Source organism: Enterobacter sp. C3_dUdeg (assembly GCF_057536195.1).
In genome coordinates this window covers 509,127-527,936 of sequence record NZ_BAAKFX010000001.1, presented here as the reverse complement: position 1 = coordinate 527,936, position 18,810 = coordinate 509,127, and the positions used below count along the sequence as shown (strand labels likewise).

Annotated in this window: 20 protein-coding genes and 1 pseudogene; 7 read left to right on the top strand and 14 right to left on the bottom strand. The window is 53.6% G+C overall.

What is annotated here, in order from left to right; translation table 11 throughout:
- Positions 1-2: 2 nt before the first annotated feature.
- Together yoaE and AC27FC_RS02460 are read right to left on the bottom strand one after the other, a co-directional pair.
- Positions 3-1,562 (bottom strand): CNNM family cation transport protein YoaE, encoded by a 1,560-nt coding sequence (gene yoaE / locus AC27FC_RS02465; protein ID WP_033145827.1) that lies wholly within the window; start codon positions 1,560-1,562, stop codon positions 3-5.
- Positions 1,550-1,708, bottom strand: a complete 159-nt coding sequence (locus AC27FC_RS02460; protein ID WP_370883520.1) for a protein YoaL — start codon at positions 1,706-1,708, stop codon at positions 1,550-1,552. The genes yoaE and AC27FC_RS02460 overlap by 13 nt, the downstream gene beginning before the upstream one ends.
- Before the next feature lie 317 nt (positions 1,709-2,025).
- On the opposite strand from AC27FC_RS02460, the gene manX reads away from it, so the two are divergent.
- The 5 genes from manX (at position 2,026) to mntP (ending at position 6,180) form a co-directional block, all read left to right on the top strand.
- A complete protein-coding gene (manX, locus tag AC27FC_RS02455; RefSeq protein ID WP_032658500.1) occupies positions 2,026-2,991 on the top strand; it encodes a PTS mannose transporter subunit IIAB in 966 nt (321 codons plus the stop codon).
- Positions 2,992-3,037: 46 nt separating this feature from the next.
- Positions 3,038-3,838, top strand: a complete 801-nt coding sequence (gene manY / locus AC27FC_RS02450; RefSeq protein ID WP_008500490.1) for a PTS mannose transporter subunit IIC — start codon at positions 3,038-3,040, stop codon at positions 3,836-3,838.
- 12 nt (positions 3,839-3,850) lie between these two features.
- Positions 3,851-4,702: a PTS mannose transporter subunit IID gene (locus tag AC27FC_RS02445; protein WP_006810994.1), complete on the top strand. Its 852-nt coding sequence runs from the start codon at positions 3,851-3,853 to the stop codon at positions 4,700-4,702.
- Between the two features lie 54 nt (positions 4,703-4,756).
- Complete coding sequence (locus tag AC27FC_RS02440; protein ID WP_094934715.1) at positions 4,757-5,215, top strand: DUF986 family protein; 459 nt, start codon at positions 4,757-4,759, stop codon at positions 5,213-5,215.
- Between the two features lie 398 nt (positions 5,216-5,613).
- Positions 5,614-6,180, top strand: coding sequence for a manganese efflux pump MntP (gene mntP / locus AC27FC_RS02435; RefSeq protein WP_196354253.1), 567 nt, complete (start codon positions 5,614-5,616; stop codon positions 6,178-6,180).
- Here the strand turns inward: mntP and rlmA are convergent.
- The 7 genes and pseudogenes from rlmA to mgrB form a co-directional block, all read right to left on the bottom strand.
- The gene (gene rlmA, locus AC27FC_RS02430; RefSeq protein WP_033145829.1) at positions 6,177-6,992 is read right to left on the bottom strand and encodes a 23S rRNA (guanine(745)-N(1))-methyltransferase; all 816 of its coding nucleotides are present in this window, start codon (positions 6,990-6,992) and stop codon (positions 6,177-6,179) included. The genes mntP and rlmA overlap by 4 nt on opposite strands.
- Positions 6,993-7,057: 65 nt before the next feature.
- Complete coding sequence (ftsI, locus tag AC27FC_RS02425) at positions 7,058-8,776, bottom strand: peptidoglycan glycosyltransferase FtsI (protein ID WP_196354252.1); 1,719 nt, start codon at positions 8,774-8,776, stop codon at positions 7,058-7,060.
- 219 nt (positions 8,777-8,995) lie between these two features.
- Positions 8,996-9,205 carry a transcription antiterminator/RNA stability regulator CspE gene (gene cspE, locus AC27FC_RS02420; protein ID WP_001062678.1) on the bottom strand — a complete coding sequence of 70 codons (210 nt, stop codon included), beginning with the start codon at positions 9,203-9,205 and terminating at the stop codon, positions 8,996-8,998.
- A gap of 13 nt (positions 9,206-9,218) precedes the next feature.
- Positions 9,219-9,363, bottom strand: a pseudogene (locus AC27FC_RS02415) (DUF2627 domain-containing protein).
- A 525-nt stretch (positions 9,364-9,888) separates the two neighbouring features.
- Positions 9,889-10,878: an MBL fold metallo-hydrolase gene (locus AC27FC_RS02410; RefSeq protein ID WP_094934718.1), complete on the bottom strand. Its 990-nt coding sequence runs from the start codon at positions 10,876-10,878 to the stop codon at positions 9,889-9,891.
- Positions 10,879-10,899: 21 nt separating this feature from the next.
- Complete coding sequence (locus tag AC27FC_RS02405) at positions 10,900-11,190, bottom strand: YebO family protein (protein ID WP_008500484.1); 291 nt, start codon at positions 11,188-11,190, stop codon at positions 10,900-10,902.
- A gap of 74 nt (positions 11,191-11,264) precedes the next feature.
- Positions 11,265-11,408, bottom strand: a complete 144-nt coding sequence (mgrB, locus tag AC27FC_RS02400; protein WP_006175995.1) for a PhoP/PhoQ regulatory lipoprotein MgrB — start codon at positions 11,406-11,408, stop codon at positions 11,265-11,267.
- 162 nt (positions 11,409-11,570) lie between these two features.
- Between mgrB and AC27FC_RS02395 the strand changes: the two genes are divergently transcribed.
- Entirely contained in the window at positions 11,571-11,810 is a 240-nt protein-coding gene (locus AC27FC_RS02395) for a YobH family protein (protein WP_033145832.1), read from the top strand.
- 68 nt (positions 11,811-11,878) lie between these two features.
- Here AC27FC_RS02395 and kdgR read toward each other — a convergent pair whose 3' ends face one another.
- Positions 11,879-12,670 carry a DNA-binding transcriptional regulator KdgR gene (gene kdgR, locus AC27FC_RS02390; protein WP_023312208.1) on the bottom strand — a complete coding sequence of 264 codons (792 nt, stop codon included), beginning with the start codon at positions 12,668-12,670 and terminating at the stop codon, positions 11,879-11,881.
- 179 nt (positions 12,671-12,849) lie between these two features.
- Between kdgR and AC27FC_RS02385 the strand changes: the two genes are divergently transcribed.
- The gene (locus tag AC27FC_RS02385; RefSeq protein ID WP_181593338.1) at positions 12,850-14,223 is read left to right on the top strand and encodes an MFS transporter; all 1,374 of its coding nucleotides are present in this window, start codon (positions 12,850-12,852) and stop codon (positions 14,221-14,223) included.
- 50 nt (positions 14,224-14,273) lie between these two features.
- Here the strand turns inward: AC27FC_RS02385 and htpX are convergent, their stop codons facing one another.
- The 4 genes from htpX to AC27FC_RS02365 all read right to left on the bottom strand — a co-directional run bounded on the left by htpX (position 14,274) and on the right by AC27FC_RS02365 (position 18,697).
- Positions 14,274-15,155: a protease HtpX gene (gene htpX / locus AC27FC_RS02380; RefSeq protein WP_014884290.1), complete on the bottom strand. Its 882-nt coding sequence runs from the start codon at positions 15,153-15,155 to the stop codon at positions 14,274-14,276.
- A gap of 193 nt (positions 15,156-15,348) precedes the next feature.
- On the bottom strand, positions 15,349-17,397 hold the full coding sequence (prc, locus tag AC27FC_RS02375) for a carboxy terminal-processing peptidase (RefSeq protein WP_029741991.1): 2,049 nt from the start codon (positions 17,395-17,397) through the stop codon (positions 15,349-15,351).
- A 19-nt stretch (positions 17,398-17,416) separates the two neighbouring features.
- Entirely contained in the window at positions 17,417-18,103 is a 687-nt protein-coding gene (gene proQ / locus AC27FC_RS02370; RefSeq protein ID WP_014884292.1) for an RNA chaperone ProQ, read from the bottom strand.
- A 96-nt stretch (positions 18,104-18,199) separates the two neighbouring features.
- Positions 18,200-18,697, bottom strand: coding sequence for a GAF domain-containing protein (locus AC27FC_RS02365; RefSeq protein ID WP_008500476.1), 498 nt, complete (start codon positions 18,695-18,697; stop codon positions 18,200-18,202).
- Between the last annotated feature and the right edge of the window lie 113 nt (positions 18,698-18,810).

The window sequence follows — 18,810 nt, the reverse complement described above, 5'->3', positions numbered from 1 at the left end:
GCTTACTCATCTTCGTCGTGGGCAGATTGTTCTTTAACAATGCGAACCATATCAACGCGATAGTCGTTGGCTTCAACGATCGTAATGTGCAGCGGCGCCAGCTCGATCACATCGCCGACGCGCGGGATCTGTCCATTAACGGCGATAACCAGACCGGCAACGGTCGCGATGTCTTCTTCATCGTTGATCACGTTTTCCAGCCCCAGCGTGTGCGAGAGCGCGTGCAGGTCGGTGGTACCTTTAACCAGCCAGCCTTCACCGTCGGCAACGATCTCTGGCGTTTCGTCGGCATCCGGGAATTCACCGGCAATCGCTTCAAGCACGTCCAGCGGCGTAACCAGCCCCTGCACCACGCCAAACTCGTTGGTGACGATAACAAAGCTACCGCGAGCGCGGCGCAGCACTCCGAGCAGGTTGATAGGATCCAGCGTTTCCGGCACGACAATCGCAGGCGACGCAGCAGCAACGGCTTCCACGTTGACGCCCTCTTCCAGGGCCACCAGCATCTCTTTTGCCCGCACGACGCCGATGATCTCATCCAGCTCTCCGCGACACACCGGGAACAGGCTGTGCGGAGAAGAGAGCAGCTGCTGGCGAATTTCATCGACGCTTAGATTTGCATCAACCCAGCTGATCTCCCCGCGCGGCGTCATGATGCCGCGCAGCGAACGGGAGGCCAGGGAGAGCACGCCGTTAATCATGTAGCGCTCTTGTTCCACAAACGCCCCTTCCGGGACCGGAACCGGGTTATGGTTTTCGGAATCAGACTGGACGTTCACCTGACGACGACCGCCCATCAGGCGCAGAATCGCGTCTGCGGTACGGGCGCGCAGCGGCTGATTCGACTGCTGCTTAATAAAGTTACGGCGTGCAATCTGGTTGAACAGCTCGATCAGAATCGAGAAGCCAATCGCGGCGTACAGGTAGCCTTTCGGAATATGGAAGCCAAAACCTTCCGCCACCAGGCTCAGACCAATCATCAGCAGGAAGCTCAGACACAGCACGACCACAGTCGGATGCTGGTTGACGAAGCGCGTCAGCGGCTTCGAGGCCAGCAGCATGACCGCCATCGCAATGACAACAGCCGCCATCATTACCGGCAGATGATTCACCATGCCGACCGCCGTGATCACCGCATCCAGCGAGAAGACTGCATCAAGCACCACAATCTGCAGCACCACCACCCAGAAGCTGGCATAGCCTTTACCGTGCCCATCATCGTGCTGACGGTTTTCCAGCCGCTCGTGTAGCTCCGTCGTCGCTTTGAAAAGCAGGAATATCCCCCCGATCAGCATGATTAAATCACGCCCGGAGAAGGTGTAATCCATGACGGAGAACAGCGGTTTGGTCAGCGTGACCATCCAGGAGATGACGGAGAGCAGCCCCAGTCGCATAACCAGCGCCAGCGAGAGACCAATCAGACGCGCTTTATCACGCTGTTTTGGCGGCAGTTTGTCCGCAAGGATGGCGATAAACACCAGGTTATCAATGCCGAGAACAATCTCCAGCACCACCAGCGTGAGCAATCCTACCCAGATTGACGGGTCCATTAAGAATTCCATGACAAGCTCCTGCTAAAGGAATGACGAAACGGTGCCCCACTCAACGTGGGCAAAACAGAGGTAAACAGAGTTGATACGTGGCGAGGATCGCCGGTGAATAAGGCGCGAAATGGCCTGGTTGATGACTGACGTCGGTGACGGTCCATATAGTGGGCTGTAACCCTATACTCCTGAACGATTAAACGGAGGCTAAACATATCAGAGACACTGTGTTTTTAGCAAAGATTTACGTTCCTTTGCAAAGTTCTGTAACACAGCGGCTTTACGCTACAGATAAATCTGTAACGCGTGGCTAAATTACGGATCTTCATCACATAAATTATTTTTTCACTATCTAAAATAATTCGCGGAAGTCTTAGTTTTTTTGAACTCTAACCCTTATCTGAATCGATTCGGTTCGCCAATACGATTCTCAGTACGGCTGCCTGGCAGGCGTATTAATGATAATAAAAGGAGGTAGCAAGTGACCATTGCTATTGTCATAGGCACACATGGTTGGGCTGCTGAGCAGCTACTCAAAACGGCAGAGATGCTGTTGGGCGAGCAGGAAAACGTCGGCTGGATCGATTTCGTTCCCGGTGAAAACGCCGAGACGCTGATAGAGAAGTACAACGCTCAACTCGCGAAGCTGGATACCAGCAAAGGCGTGCTGTTTCTCGTCGATACATGGGGCGGCAGCCCGTTCAATGCCGCCAGCCGCATTGTCGTCGATAAAGAGCACTATGAAGTTGTCGCCGGGGTTAATATTCCCATGCTGGTGGAAACCTTCATGGCGCGCGACGACAATCCGGCGTTCGATGAGCTGGTGGCGCTGGCCGTTGAAACCGGTCGCGAAGGGGTAAAAGCCCTGAAAGCGCAGCCGGTTGAAAAACCTGCCCCTGCACCTGCAGCGGCACCAAAAGCGGCAGCACCTGCAAAACCGATGGGTCCGAACGATTACATGGTCATCGGCCTTGCGCGTATTGATGACCGCTTAATCCACGGCCAGGTCGCCACGCGCTGGACCAAAGAGACCAACGTTCGACGCATTATCGTGGTCAGCGACGAAGTGGCCGCCGATACCGTACGTAAAACCCTTCTGACTCAGGTTGCTCCTCCTGGCGTTACCGCGCACGTCGTGGATGTCGCCAAGATGATCCGCGTTTACAACAACCCGAAATACGCGGGTGAACGCGTAATGCTCCTGTTCACTAACCCGACAGACGTTGAGCGCATTGTTGAAGGCGGCGTGAAAATCACCTCCGTGAACATCGGTGGTATGGCATTCCGTCAGGGCAAAACGCAGGTCAACAACGCCATTTCAGTCGATGCGAAAGATATCGAGGCATTCAACAAGCTGAATGCGCGCGGTATTGAACTGGAAGCCCGTAAGGTTTCTACGGATCAAAAACTGAAAATGATGGATTTGATCGGCAAAGTTGGGAAATAAGCCCGCGCCGGTTCTCATATAAAGTTTATGTAATAGGAGAAGTGCAATGGAGATTACCACTCTTCAGATTGTGCTGGTGTTCGTCGTCGCATGTATTGCGGGTATGGAATCCGTACTTGATGAATTTCAGTTCCACCGCCCTCTGGTGGCCTGTACGCTGATTGGGGCCGTTCTGGGTGACATGAAAACCGGTATCATCATCGGTGGTACCCTGGAAATGATCGCCCTGGGCTGGATGAACATCGGCGCAGCGGTTGCGCCCGATGCGGCGCTGGCCTCTATCATTTCGACCGTTCTGGTTATTGCTGGTCACCAGAGTATTGGTGCCGGTATCGCCCTGGCGATCCCGCTGGCTGCAGCAGGCCAGGTTCTGACCATCATCGTTCGTACTATCACCGTTGCCTTCCAGCACGCGGCGGATAAGGCGGCCGAAAACGGCAACCTCACGGCACTGTCGTGGATCCACGTTTCATCCCTGTTCCTGCAGGCGATGCGTATCGCGATCCCGGCGGTTATCGTGGCGATCTCTGTTGGTACCAGTGAAGTGCAGAGCATGCTGAACGCCATTCCAGAAGTGGTCACCGGCGGTCTGAACATCGCGGGCGGCATGATCGTGGTCGTCGGTTATGCGATGGTCATCAACATGATGCGCGCAGGCTATCTGATGCCGTTCTTCTACCTCGGCTTCGTGACCGCTGCCTTCACCAACTTCAACCTGGTTGCACTGGGTGTGATTGGTGCGGTAATGGCGATTCTCTACATCCAGCTCAGCCCGAAATATAACCGCGTCGCGGGTGCCCCAGCGCAGGCTGCTGGTAACAACGATCTCGATAACGAACTGGACTAGCAGGTGAGCGAAATGGTTGATATGACAAAAACTACCACCGAGAAAAAACTCACTCCGGGTGATATTCGTGGCGTGTTCATCCGTTCTAACCTGTTTCAGGGTTCATGGAACTTCGAACGTATGCAGGCGCTGGGCTTCTGCTTCTCCATGGTGCCGGCGATCAAGCGCCTGTACCCGGAAAACAACGAAGCACGCCGTCAGGCGATCAAGCGTCACCTGGAATTCTTTAACACCCATCCTTACGTAGCGGCTCCGGTTCTGGGCGTAACGCTGGCGATGGAAGAACAGCGTGCGAACGGCGCAGAGATTGACGACGGTGCTATCAACGGTATCAAAGTCGGCCTGATGGGTCCGCTGGCCGGTGTCGGTGACCCAATCTTCTGGGGTACCGTGCGTCCGGTCTTCGCGGCGCTGGGTGCCGGTATCGCGATGAGCGGCAGCCTGCTTGGCCCGCTGCTGTTCTTCATCCTGTTCAACGCCGTGCGCCTGCTGACCCGTTACTACGGTGTGGCCTACGGCTACCGTAAAGGGGTGGACATCGTTAAGGACATGGGCGGCGGCTTCCTGCAGAAACTGACTGAGGGGGCGTCAATCCTCGGCCTGTTTGTCATGGGGGCGCTGGTTAACAAGTGGACGCACGTGAACATCCCGCTGGTGGTATCGACCATCACCGGGCAGGATGGTCAGACGCGCGTCACCACTGTACAAACGATTCTGGACCAGCTGATGCCGGGCCTGGTACCGCTGCTGTTGACCTTCGCCTGCATGTGGCTGCTGCGTAAGAAAGTAAACCCGCTGTGGATTATCGTTGGCTTCTTCGTCATCGGTATCGCGGGCTACGCAGTCGGCCTGCTGGGTCTGTAAGTTTCAATGCTATAGGCCGGGGGCTTGCCCCCGGTTTTTTTATCTGGAGGATGAATGGCTGTCACGGACATCGTACTGGTTTTATTTATTGCTGCCCTTCTGGCTTACGCGATCTATGACGAGTTCATCATGCCCCGCCGTCACGGCGAGACGCTGCTCTCCCTTCCCCTTCTGCGACGCGGGCGCGTAGATGCGTTTATCTTCGCGGGTCTCATCGTTATTCTTATTTACAATAACGTCACCAGTCATGGTGCAATATTAACCACATGGTTATTATGTGCGCTGGCATTAATGGCGGTTTATCTGTTCTGGATCCGCACGCCGAAAATCATTTTTAAATCCCGCGGATTTTTCTTCGCCAATGTGTGGATAGAATATAACCGTATTAAAGAGATGAATTTATCCGAAGACGGTGTGCTGGTGATGCAATTAGAACAACGCCGCCTGCTTATTCGGGTGAAGAATATTGACGACCTGGAAAAAATATACAACTTACTTCTTAAAACTCAATGATTTGCATATATAGCAATGGCTATATTCTGTGTTTATCTTGCGCAAGAAATATAGCCTAAGCTATATCCTTTTCGTTAATTTTCTCTCTATTTTTTAACGATAACTTCACGCTTAAAGACAAATGAAAATCGTTATCAACAAGCATTTTAAATAATGCTTCTCCATTGTTGTTTTATATTCTCAAAATATGTTAAGGTTGCGCCCGTCGTTGGGGAGTAGCCGATTTCCTGCTCGCAGGAAATGTACGTGTCAACATACTCGTTGAAAAACGTGGCGCGTACGGATCGCTGACAGCACATCTTATGTGCGGTGCGATCAGGCGAGACCATAGATACATCAACTGCTGTTCACTGGGGGCAGTGATGTGTCATATGGATATCCCCGGTCTGGACGCTGTTATGAATATCTCCGCTACGATCCTCCTCGCTTTTGGCATGTCCATGGACGCTTTTGCGGCTTCCATCGGAAAAGGCGCCACGCTCCACAAACCTAAGTTCTCAGAAGCCCTGCGTACCGGCCTCATTTTTGGCGCTATCGAAACGCTGACGCCGCTTATCGGTTGGGGACTTGGCATGCTCGCCAGCCAGTTCGTGCTGGAGTGGAACCACTGGATTGCCTTCGTACTGCTGGCGTTTCTCGGCGGCCGAATGGTGATTGAAGGTTTTCGCGGCGGTGATGATGAAGACGAAGAGCCGCAGCACCGCCACGGGTTCTGGCTGCTGGTCACCACGGCGATTGCCACCAGCCTTGATGCAATGGCCGTCGGCGTCGGTCTGGCATTCCTGCAGGTCAATATTATCGCCACCGCGTTGGCCATCGGCTGCGCAACGCTGATCATGTCCACGCTGGGCATGATGGTCGGGCGGTTTATCGGCCCGCTGCTGGGTAAACGCGCCGAGATCCTGGGGGGAATTGTGCTGATTGGCATTGGAGCCCAGATCCTCTGGGCACACTTCGCCGGTTAATCTTCGCGCTGCCAGACGTGGATACTGAAATCCGTCTGGCAGTTAAATATTGATTGTACAGCTAACGCTTCCCACACTTCCGGTTTTGCCCGCCACGCGAACGGCGTCATCTGCAGCAGCGCGGTGGCCTCTTCGCCTTTCAGCGTCATTTCATACGCCACGGTTTGCTCCTGCTTCAGGGTAAAACCGGCCAGCTGTTCAGAATGAAGGGCATGCAGTCGCACTTCGTCGTAGATCAGCCCTTTCAGCTCCATCAGATGACGCGGGCCCGGTGTTACGGTGACTACCCATCCGCCCGGTTTCACCACGCGAGCCAGCTCTTCCGCCTTGCAGGGCGCGTAAATACGGATAACCGCATCCATGCTGGCATCGTCAAACGGCAGCCGGTGGCTGGATGCCACGCAGAACGTCACGTCAGCGTAACGCTTTGCCGCCGCGCGAATGGCCACTTTCGACACGTCCAGACCGAATGTCAACGCGCCCTTCTCACGGGCGATCTGGGCAAAGCGTGCGGTGTAGTACCCTTCCCCGCAGCCGATATCGAGCATGGCGGTGGCTGAACCCGGCAGGATGTCATTCAGCATCTGCGCGACGGTCTCCCGCAGCGGCAGATAGTGCCCGGCATCCAGAAACGCACGACGCGCCTGCATCATCTCTGCACTGTCGCCTGGATCGCGGGAGCGCTTATGCTGCACCGGCAGAAGATTCACGTAGCCTTCTTTTGCCATATCAAACTGATGCCCCTGCGGACAGGTATAGCTTTTATCTGAGTGCGTCAGGGGGGCGTGGCAAAGGGGACAGCTGAAGGACATGGTGACTCCGGAGCATAATCAAAGGGCGAAGTGTACCGCTATTCGCCCTGGTTATAAACGCCCGGTTAACGCATAACGATAAGGTGATCGGAACCCGCCGGTAACCCGTCAGGTTTCACATTCTCCAGACGCAGCACGTTGCCCATAATCTCGCTGAAGACAGGTGCGGAAACGGCACCGCCGTAATAGGCGCCATTTTGCGGATCGTTAATCACCACCACCAAGGCAAAGCGCGGATCGCTGGCGGGCGCAACGCCGGCCGTATACGCAACGTATTTATCGACGTACTTCCCGCTGTCGTCAATTTTCTTCGCCGTACCGGTTTTCACCGCCACCCGGTAATCGCGAACGGCGGCCTTAACGCCCCCGCCGCCGGGCAGCGCAACGCTCTCCATCATGTGTTCCACCTCGTGTGCGATCTCTTCCGGCATGACGCGGTGCCCGATAACGGGTGGATCGATACGCGTAATCGAGAGAGGTCGCTCGAGCCCGAAGCCGCCGATCGTGGCGTAGACGTGCGCCAGCTGGAGCGGCGTCACCATCAGCCCGTAGCCGAAGGCAAAGGTCGCACGATCGAGCTGGCTCCAGTATTTACGATTTGGCAACAGCCCCGCGCTCTCGCCCGTTAAGCCAAGCCCCGTATTCGTGCCAAACCCAAAGTTTCGATAGGTATCAATAAGATGCTGGACAGGCATTGCCAGGGACAGTCGTGACACGCCGGTGTCGCTCGATTTTTGCAGGATCCCGGTCATCGTCAGTTCAGGATAATAGCCCACGTCGCGGATACGATGCCCGTCAAGGGTATACGGGTGAGTGTCAATCACGCTGTCCGGCTGGACCAGGCCCTGCTGCAGGGCCGTCATCAGCACCAGCGGCTTGACCGTCGAACCGGGCTCGAACGTATCGCTGATGGCGCGATTGCGGAAATCGTTTATCGTCGCGCCTTCCCGATTATTGGGATTGAAATCCGGATAGCTCGCCATGGCGAGTATTTCCCCGGTTGGGATATTAATTAGCACCGATGCACCAGACTCGGCCTTGTTCCAGGCCACGGCATTATCGAGCGCATCTTCGGTGATGGTTTGCAGCCTCTCGTCGATACTTAACTGGATGTTATGCGCCGGTGCAGGCGCCACTTCCGTCAGGTTTTCAACCACGCGACCGTATCGGTCTTCCCTTACCTGCCGCACACCCGGCTTACCGGTCAGCTGAGCGTTAAAGCTTTTTTCCACGCCTTCAATGCCCTGCCCGTCAATATTGGTGAAGCCAATCAGGTTCGCTGCCACATGGCCGGCAGGATAAAAACGGCGTGACTCGTCGCGTAAATTGATGCCGGGCAGATTCAGCCTATCGATCCACTTCGCCTGTGCGGGATCGACCTGACGGGCAAGATAAATAAAACGCCCCTGCGGGTTGGCGTTGATTCGCGCCGAAAGTGTGCCCAGGGAGAGATGCAGCGCATTTGCCAACGCCTGCCAGCGTTCATCAACGCCAACGCCCCCTTTTGCCAGCACCGTTTTAGGGTCGGCCCAGACGGCCCGGACGGGCACGCTCACCGCCAGGGGGCGACCTTCGCGATCCATTATCATGCCCCGTGGCGCATCAATCGCCAGCTGGCGGAGGGAACGCATATCTTCCTGCTTCACCAGGTTGTCAGGCTTGATGATTTGCAGCCAGGCAACGCGGCCCAGCAAAAAAGCCAGACTACAAAAAATAGCTAAACAGAGCAGCACAAAACGCGCCGGCGTGAAATTGCCAGCGGTCGTTATCAATTTCTTCTTCACCTGAACCCCAGGACTGTTAAACAACGCCCTGATTTAACGGGAAAAGATGGGGTTAAGGTGGCAAAACAGTGCTACTAACCTCGCAGCTTTGCAACAAGTTACTAACAAGACCGCAAATGGTAATATTTTGAAAGATAAAGGACATAAAAAAGCCCCGCGTTATGCGAGGCTTTATGTCTGAGATTGAAGTGCTAAGCGCTTCAGTCAGCAGCGGTTCGATCAGATAGCAGTTACGTTAACTGCAGCTGGGCCTTTCTGGCCGTCCTGAATTTCGAACTCAACGTTCTGGCCTTCAGCCAGAGTTTTGAAGCCGTTACCCTGGATTGCAGAGAAGTGTACGAACACGTCTTTGCTGCCGTCAGCAGGAGTAATGAAACCAAAACCTTTAGACTCGTTGAACCACTTAACTTGACCTTTAATCTTTGCCATTTTGCAAAATTCCTTAGAGTGTTTTCTTAGCCCGCAGGCATTAACTGAGATAAAACTGAGACATTACTGCATGAGGCACTAATATAAGGTTCGGCAGAGAAGCGGTATTCAACGACAACGTGTTTACTCAGGACTTCTTTACTGAAAATGCCACACATAAACAGAACTGTACCTCGTTTGACCCAAAACGTGTTATCACACACTATGTTTAATATGGCAAGCCATTTTTAAACATGTCTCGATCCGCCGCACAAATTCGAACAGTGCCTGTCAGGTTTTGCACAATTATGCGCATCACTTACAGACAGCTCGGCTGCGTAACAAAGACCCAGCGTTGCTTTCACAAGCGCTGTAATCTAAGACTTTTTTAACATAGCTCAATCATTACGAAGCGTCCAGCAACCGGGAAAAGAAATCTTACGTCCTGATTGAGTTAGAACAATTTGTGAAAACTTATGCTTAAATCATTGTAACGCGACCAAATTGTTTCAGAGAAAAAACACTGTTAATAACCCGCGCCGACCTGTATTAAAATGCACCAACTAATAAACAGTGTTATGCACCAAAATAATGAAATTTTTATGACTCTGCATCAAAAGAAGGCAAGCAAAACGTTTCGATAAAAATAAAACATTCCTGAACGCGTTTACAGACAGAATATATGCACTACGTTATCGCTTCGTTTATAAGGATAAATATTCACCAACTTTCAGTATCCTGAAAGAATGATTAACTGGTGCTAAATTATCTAGCGCGTCAGTTAACTCCCGCACAGGTTCATCCAGGGATTCATCTGCCAGTTCAAACACGCCCCAGTGAATGGGAAACGCCAGAGGGCAGCCCAGCTGCTGCCACAATGCCACCGCAGATTGCGGATCCATATGATGGACAGCCATGAACCAGCGTGGGGCATAGGCTCCAATCGGTAACGCGGCAGCATCTATATGGCCCAGACGTTCAGGTATCAACAGCAGCTCGGGCGAATACCCCGTATCTCCGCTGAACCAGAAACGATGATGTCGACCTTCCATAACCCAGCCGCACCATAATGAGCGATTGCGGTTCCATGGCGTGCGCATACTCCAGTGCTGTGCCGGTACGGCGGTTAGCGTCATCCCCTGCCAGGTGAAGCTCTGCCACCAGTCGAGCTCAACCACGCGTTTTCCCCCCCGGCGGCGAAACCAGCCGGCCAGGCCCAGCGGAACAAAAAAACTGACCTCGGGGAAGCGTTTGAGAATACGGCGAATGGTCGCGTCATCAAGATGATCGTAATGATTATGGGAGATGACGACCGCATCAAGCTGATGGAGTTGATCGACTGACAGAGCGGGAGGCGTTTTGCGCTGTGGTCCCAGGAAAGGGAGTGGAGAAGCGCGCCGTGAAAAAACCGGATCGGTAAGGATGATATTGCCGTCCAGCTGCAGCATCACGCTGGCGTGTCCCAGCCACCATACCCCATCTTCATGAGGTTGCGTAAGCTCAACCGGTTGCCACCACTGTTGGATAAAGTCTTCATAACCCAGCGCGGGTGGCTTCGGTAAACCGGCCTCTTTACGCGCTTTGCGCCAACGGTCAAGGTCGCCGGGTTGATGTCCGACAGGATCGGTATTACGAAAACCGTTCGGAGTGTGATGTTTCAGGGAGGGGTCATACCAGGGATTTTTCCAGACCACAGCCACCTCCCGGACAAAAGATTAACGCTCAGCCACCAGGCGGATAAAGTCGTCTTCGTCTTTGTTATCTTCAGCGACCGCGTCTTTCGGCGCGTCTTTCTCTTCCGGTTCGTTAGCCTCACACAGACGGCGCAGCAGCGCATTCTGACGTTTTTGCTGATCGAGCAGCGCTTCCAGCAGTTCAATCTGCTCGTTAGTACGGGAACTGGCGCGGTTCACGAAAAACCAGATGACCAGGCCCACAAGCAGAACAACCAAAGAAATCATCAGGGATGCCATATTCAGCAGCCCTGAATTCAGTAACTCACCCATTTCACCACCTCAATAAAAACGTCTATTTTACCACTGGCGCGAAGGAAGGAAATCACCTTGAGAAAAAATGCGTATTACCACGGAATAAACTTATTGATTGCGCAAACGCCGCTAAAAAACTGTACATCCTGATCGCACATCACATTGATCGTCTGCGTCCATAACACCACGCACGCTATCAGCACGATAATCAGAATTACCCAGCGTATTTTTTTCACTCCACACTCCGTCTAAAAACCTGATGTAACGAGGTTATCACGCTTATCTTAAACAAGGACTAACTGTACCGCCATCGCGCTTTTTTTCAGAATCCTGCACTTGTTTCATCGTGTAAACCGTTTACGCTAGCTTTATGATAACAACGACAAAAGAGGTTAATGATGCGCTTCATCATTCGAACAATTATTGCGCTGGCCATCGTCTGGATTGGCCTTCTGCTCACGGGTTACGGTGTGCTCGTGGGAAGCACCGAGAACGCAGCCGGGTTAGGGATTCAATGTAAATATTTAACAGCACAGGGCGTGAGCACTGCGCAGTATCTTCATACGGACAGCGGGATCGTTGGCTTGACCCACTGTCCGGTCCTGCGTAAGACATCCGTCGTGATTGATAATGGCTAATCGGCCGGTGAAATGACTGGCAAAAAAAACGCCGCAACAGAGCGGCGTTTTTTTTATACGAGCAGAGGTTAAAACGGGTAGTCGTGGTAACCCATCTGTTCAGAAATCTTACGTGCGGCAGTGTGCAGAATAGCCACATATTCATGCAGGCGCTCTTCGGAGAAGCGTAAGGTCGGGAAGGAGATACTCAAGCCCGCGATTACTACGCCAAAGCGGTCAAACACCGGAACGCCGATGCAGCGCAGCCCTTCCTCCTGCTCTTCGTTATCTTCGCCATACCCCTGCTCGCGTACGCGATCGAGCACCGTTAACAGCGCGTCCGTGCTGGTAATGGTTCGGGAAGTACTTTGCTTGTATTCCACGCCTTCGAGGATCTGCTTCACTTCCTCACGATCGCGCCACGCCAGCAGAACCTTACCAATCGCGGTACTGTAGAGCGGGTTGCGACGACCAATGCGCGAATACATGCGCAGATTGTACATGGAGTCGATTTTATGGATGTAAACAATGCTGTCTTCATCCAGCGCGCCGAGATGGATGGTCTCTTTGGTCAGGCGAGAGATTTCACGCATCTGGATATCAGCGCTGCGGATCAGGTCAACATTTTGTAGCGCACGGGCGCCCAGCTCAAACAGCTTCAGCGTCAGAGAGTATTTTTCAGATTCACCTTCCTGGGCTACGTAGCCCAGCGACTTCATGGTTTGCAAAAAGCGATATACGGTGCTTTTAGACATCATCACGCGCTGCGACAACTCTGTAATACCTATTTCACGCTCTTCCCCCAGCGCCTGTAAGATGCCAAAAACCTTCAGCACGGAAGAAACAGAATCTGGCTGTTTATCCAAATCCGCAATAGCCATTTACCACCTCATAGAGAGTGTTTTATAAAAATCAGAACCGGTTTTTATTATAAGTTCCCGTCATGTCACCTGCAATCAATCCGCGTTTACTTCGTTACAAATCTGCGACATATCGCGGCTGTAACAATGCTAAAATAGTTACCCTGAGAATAATTTCACGCTGAGCTTTTTTAATCCTAATGGAAAAGACCCTTTCCGATGGCCTGCCTTTACCCCAGCGGTATGGCGCTATAGCGACCATCATTATTGGTATCTCAATGGCCGTCCTTGACGGCGCAATCGCGAACGTTGCCCTGCCAACCATCGCCAGCGACCTGCACGCCTCTCCCGCCAGTTCGATATGGATTGTTAACGCCTATCAGATTGCGATTGTGGTTTCCCTGCTCTCGTTCTCTTTCCTGGGCGATATGTTCGGTTATCGTCGGGTGTATCAGTGCGGTCTGGTGGTCTTCACCTTCACGTCGTTGTTATGCGCCCTTTCAGATTCACTGCATACCCTGACGCTTGCCCGCATTGCGCAGGGTTTTGGCGGCGCGGCGCTCATGAGCGTAAACACGGCGTTAATCCGCTTAATTTATCCGCAGCGTCATCTGGGGCGCGGCATGGGGATAAACTCGTTTATTGTCGCCGTCTCTTCCGCCGCCGGGCCAACCATAGCGGCGGCGATCCTTTCCGTTGCGTCATGGCAATGGCTGTTTGCTATTAACGTGCCGCTGGGCATTGTCGCTATATTCTTTGCCCTGCGCTTTCTTCCCGCTAACGGTCCCAAAAGCACCATGCCGCGCTTCGATGTGGCGAGTGCGGTGATGAATGCCCTGACCTTTGGCCTGCTGATTACGGCGCTGAGCGGCTTTGCGCAGGGACAGTCCCTGATGCTTACCGGCGCGGAGCTCATCGCCCTACTGGCGATCGGCTTCTTCTTTGTTCGCCGCCAGCTCACTCTCCCCGTGCCTTTGCTGCCGGTCGATCTGCTGCGTATTCCCCTCTTTTCCCTCTCCATTTGCACGTCCGTCTGCTCGTTCTGCGCCCAGATGCTGGCCCTGGTTTCTCTGCCCTTCTTTCTGCAGAGCGTGGTCGGCCGTTCAGAAGTGGAGACCGGCCTGCTGTTAACCCCCTGGCCGCTGGCGACCATGGTGATGGCGCCGCTGGCAGGTTACTTAATTGAACGCGTCCATGCCGGTTTATTGGGAGCGTTGGGGCTGGCGGTGATGGCGACAGGCCTATTCGCGCTGGCTCTGCTACCGTCATCGCCAACCGATCTGGACATCATCTGGCGCATGATTCTGTGCGGCGCAGGGTTTGGCCTGTTCCAGTCCCCTAACAATCACACCATTATCACCTCCGCGCCGCGCCATCGCAGCGGTGGTGCCAGCGGCATGCTGGGGACCGCGCGCCTTCTGGGGCAAAGCACAGGTGCGGCACTGGTTGCCCTGATGTTTAACCTCGCCGGGCAAAACGGCAACCACGTTGCGCTTCTCACCGCGGGAGCCCTTGCTTCCCTCGCGGCGGTCGTCAGCGGTCTGCGGGTGACACAGCCCAAAGTTCAGGCATAAAAAAAGCCGGGCGGAGTGTTCTCCTGCCCGGCTTATTAGGGTTCTTAGCGTTACTTCAGGTATTCCCCACTGCGCAGCGCTTCGATACGTTTATCCAGCGGCGGGTGAGACATAAACAGCTCGCTCAGCGATTTGGATTTACCGTTAATGCAGAAGGCCATCATGCTGTTCGCTTCCTGCGGCTCGTAGCTGGTTTTCAGGCGCTGCAGCGCGGCAATCATCTTCTCACGACCAACAAGCTTCGCCGAGCCGGCATCCGCGTGGAATTCACGGTGGCGGGAGAACCACATGGTGATGATGCTGGCCAGAATACCGAATACCAGTTCCAGAACCATCGAAACGGCGAAGTAGATCAGCGGGTTGCCGTTGCTCTCTTCACCTTCGTCACGGTTTCCGCCCATAAAGCCAGCCGCGATCTGCGCCAGAATACGGGAGATGAAGATCACGAAGGTGTTCACCACGCCCTGAATCAGGGTCATGGTCACCATGTCACCGTTGGCGATATGGCTGATTTCGTGGGCAATAACCGCTTCGGCTTCGTCACGGCTCATGTTCTGCAGCAATCCGGTGCTGACGGCAACCAGTGACGCATCGCGACGGGCGCCCGTCGCGAAAGCGTTGATGTCCGGGGCATGGTAAATCGCCACCTGCGGCATGGCGATCCCGGCCTGACGGGATTGCTGAGCCACCGTATTCATCAGCCACTGTTCCATATCGTTACGCGGCTGTTCAATAACCTCACCACCCACCGATTTCAGTGCCATCCACTTCGACATCAGCAGGGAGATGAACGAGCCACCAAATCCAAACAGCAGCGCCATAATCAACAGACCCTGAACGCTGCTCGACTGAATTCCTGTCAGGCTTAGCACGAGCCCGAAAACCACCATGACCGCCAGGTTGGTGAGCAGGAAGAGCGCGATTCGCATCATAATTTTCTTTTTACCTCAGTTTAACAAAACGCACTATGCGATTACCCACATCGTATGGGTATTGCGGCTATTTTCAAGCATCCGGCGGGCGTAAGTCACCAGAAAGACACAACTTTACACAATTGGAAATCTGGCTGACGGAAGGATGAAGAACAAAAAGAAACAGGCACAATTCCTTGTGCCTGTTGGGTGATTATTTTGCCGGAGCGGGCTGTACGGCAGGTTTCTCTTTTTCCTGATTCGCCAGGTCGAGAGCGATATGCACCGTCTCGTCCAGATACGGATCCGGCTCCTGGTAATCTTTTGGCAGATCGTCCAGTTTTTTGAGCAGAGGCTTACCTTCGCGCTTGAAGCGATCGTTGATACGCGCCAGGCGGGTTGCATCGTCTTCGTTATTCTCTTTCTCACGCTGTGCGTAGTTCAGAGAAACGATATTCCGCTTATCTTTCAGGGCATTGAATCGTGCAATGTCCTTCATGATGTACTGGAACTCCGGATCTTTCGCGATGCGGTCGTTATGCGCTTTCAGCAGTTCAGGGCCAAATTGCGTCATATCACCCGCTTTCACGTAGGTCGCGGCATTGATGCTGTCCCACGGCAAGGCGTTATCTTCAAACTTCTCGCCGGTTTCGGTCTCTTCCGTGCCTGTCGGCATCATGATGTCCGGCGTTACGCCCTTACGCTGCGTACTGCCGCCGTTCACGCGGTAGAATTTCTGAATGGTGTACTGAACCGAGCCCAGCGCAGGCCATTCCGGACGCAGCATCTGATCGTAAATACGATTCAGAGAGCGATACTGCTGAACGGTGCCTTTCCCGAAGGTTGGCTCACCGACGATCAGCGCGCGGCCATAGTCCTGCATTGCAGCGGCAAAGATTTCAGACGCGGAAGCACTGAAGCGGTCAACCAGGACCACCAGCGGGCCTTTGTAGTAGACCACACCGTCGTTGTCGGCATCTTCACGCACTTTACCGTTGTTATCGCGCACCTGAACCACAGGACCAGATGGAATGAACAGACCGGAGAGTGAAACCGCTTCCGTCAGCGCCCCACCGCCGTTACTGCGCAGGTCGATGATAATGCTGCTGACGTTCTGCTTTTCAAGCTTCTGCAGCTGAACCTTCACATCGTCAGTCAGCCCCACGTAGAAGCCCGGAATATCCAGAACACCCACCTTCTCTTTACCCACGGTTTTCACCGACATTTTCACCGCGCGGTCTTCCAGACGGATACGCTCGCGGGTCAGGGTAACGATACGGGTTTTGGTGCCTTTACCGGCAGGCAGAATTTCCAGACGAACCTTGCTGCCTTTCGGACCTTTGATCAGCGCAACCACGTCATCGAGACGCCAGCCGATCACGTCGACCATGTTCTGGCCTGTTTGTCCTACACCCACAATGCGATCGCCTACGCTAATCGCTTTGCTTTTGGATGCCGGGCCACCCGCGACCATGGAATTGATCACCGTGTAATCATCGTCCATCTGCAGCACCGCGCCGATACCTTCCAGAGACAGGCTCATCTCGGTATTGAACTGTTCGGTGTTGCGTGGAGAGAGATAGTTGGTGTGCGGATCGATTTCGTGCGCAAAGGCGGTCATCGCGAGTGAGAAAACATCCTCACTGTTGGTCTGCGCCAGACGACGAATGGCGAATTTGTAACGACGCGTCAGCGTGTCACGGATCTCTTTTTCGTCTTTGCCGGTCAGCTTAAGACTCAGTTCGTCGTATTTAACTTTACCGTCCCACAGCGCATTCAACTCGGCTTCGTCTTTCGGCCAGGGTGCTTTACTGCGATCCAGATTAAAGGTGTCAGTACCGGTGAAGTCCATCGGACGTTCCAGCACTTTCAGCGCGTACTGATAGCGTTCAAAGCGGCGCTTTTGCGACAGGTTGTAGAGATCGTAGAACAGATCCAGCTTGCCAGAACGCAACTCGTCACCCACCTCGGATTTGCGCTTAGCGAACTGCTCGACATCGCTGGCGAGCAAAACGTTATGGCTGTAATCCAGCAAGTTCAGATAGCGGTCAAAGATTTTGGCCGAAAAGGCCTGATCGAGATCGAACTGACGATAGTGCGAGCGGGTAAAACGTGAGGTCACGCGCTCGCTCACCGTCGCGTGCTGCGTCTCTTCCTTGAGAACCGGAATTTGATCAACACGCGTAATATCGTCCACTGCAAAAGCGTGACCTGTTATGGCAAACAGGCCCGCCAGCGCGGTGAGCTTAAAAAAAGTGTTCATGCCAGGCTTGGCCTCCGTTTCAGAACAACAAGTGTTCTGCGCGTACAATCATTGACATACCAGAAGTCAGCTGTACACGAACGCCATCTTTGGTGATTTCCAGTACGGTGGCGTCCATAGCATTGTTACCCGCTTTTACCTTCAGCGCCTGACCTACGCTCAGGGCGTTAATGTCAGAAACCGGCGTATGGCGCGGCTCTTCACGAGGGGCACGCGGGGCTTTTGCTGCTGGTTTGTCTGCACGCGGTTTGCGATCGTTATTATCGTGACGGCGCGGCGCAGGGCGTGGTTTACGCTCACGACGAGGCGCTTCTTCCTGGCCGTTTGCCGCTGCGGCTTCACGTTTTTTCGCCTGCTGTTCTGCACGTTGTGCCTGAACGCGTGCTTTGGCTTCTTCAAGCTGCTTACGCGCGTGCTCAACGTGCTGCTCGTCCAGTTCACCACACGGGTTGCCGTCGAGATCCACGCGGGTCGCGCCAGGTTTGATACCGTACAGGTAGCGCCAGCTCGAAGTATAAAGACGTAAGGCGGAACGCAGCTGAGTTTTGCTGAGGTTCATTTCCCCTTCAACACGCGCCACCAGATCCTGAAAAATACCGACTTTCAGGGGACGAGCTTCACCTTCCGCGCTGAAGCACTGCGGGAAACGCTCGGCCAGAAATGCGATAACTTCTTTACTGCTATTCAACTTAGGTTGATTTTCCATGAAATTTCCTGATTACAACGGACGTTGCCAACAAGCGCAGGCATGAACAGGCGTCATTATAATGACGCTATCAGTAAATGCTACGTTATCCGTTGATTATCCTGCGACGCTCGCAAAGAATTTTTGATAATCGGTTGCGGCGAGTACGTTTTCCAGATTCGCCACCAGCTCGCGCAGCCCCTGTTCGTCCTCGGTTGTAAAGCGACTGAAGACCGTACTGTCGATATCCAGAACGCCAATAATCTGATTTTTGACCACCAGCGGCAGAACGATTTCAGAATTACTGGCGGCGTCACAGGCAATGTGCCCGTCAAACGCATGAACGTCTTCCACACGCTGGACCTGATTTTCGGCCACCGCCGTGCCGCATACGCCACGCCCTACCGGAATACGCACGCAGGCCAGTTTGCCCTGGAACGGACCGAGCACCAGCGTTTCACCTTCCAGGAGGTAAAAGCCGGCCCAGTTCACGTCAGAGAGACGTTCAAACAGCAATGCGCTAGTATTTGCCAGAGTGGCTAAGAAGCTGGTCTCACCCGCCATCAATGCCTTAAAATCGCGGTTCAGATCCGCGTAGAATTCTGTTTTGTTCATTATTCAATCACTTAGTTGTCTTACAAATTTACCGCATAGCCTATTAAAATAAGCATTAAATGCGCTCATGCTCAAGATGAATCCGTTCATGAGTTATTATAACTTTCAACAAT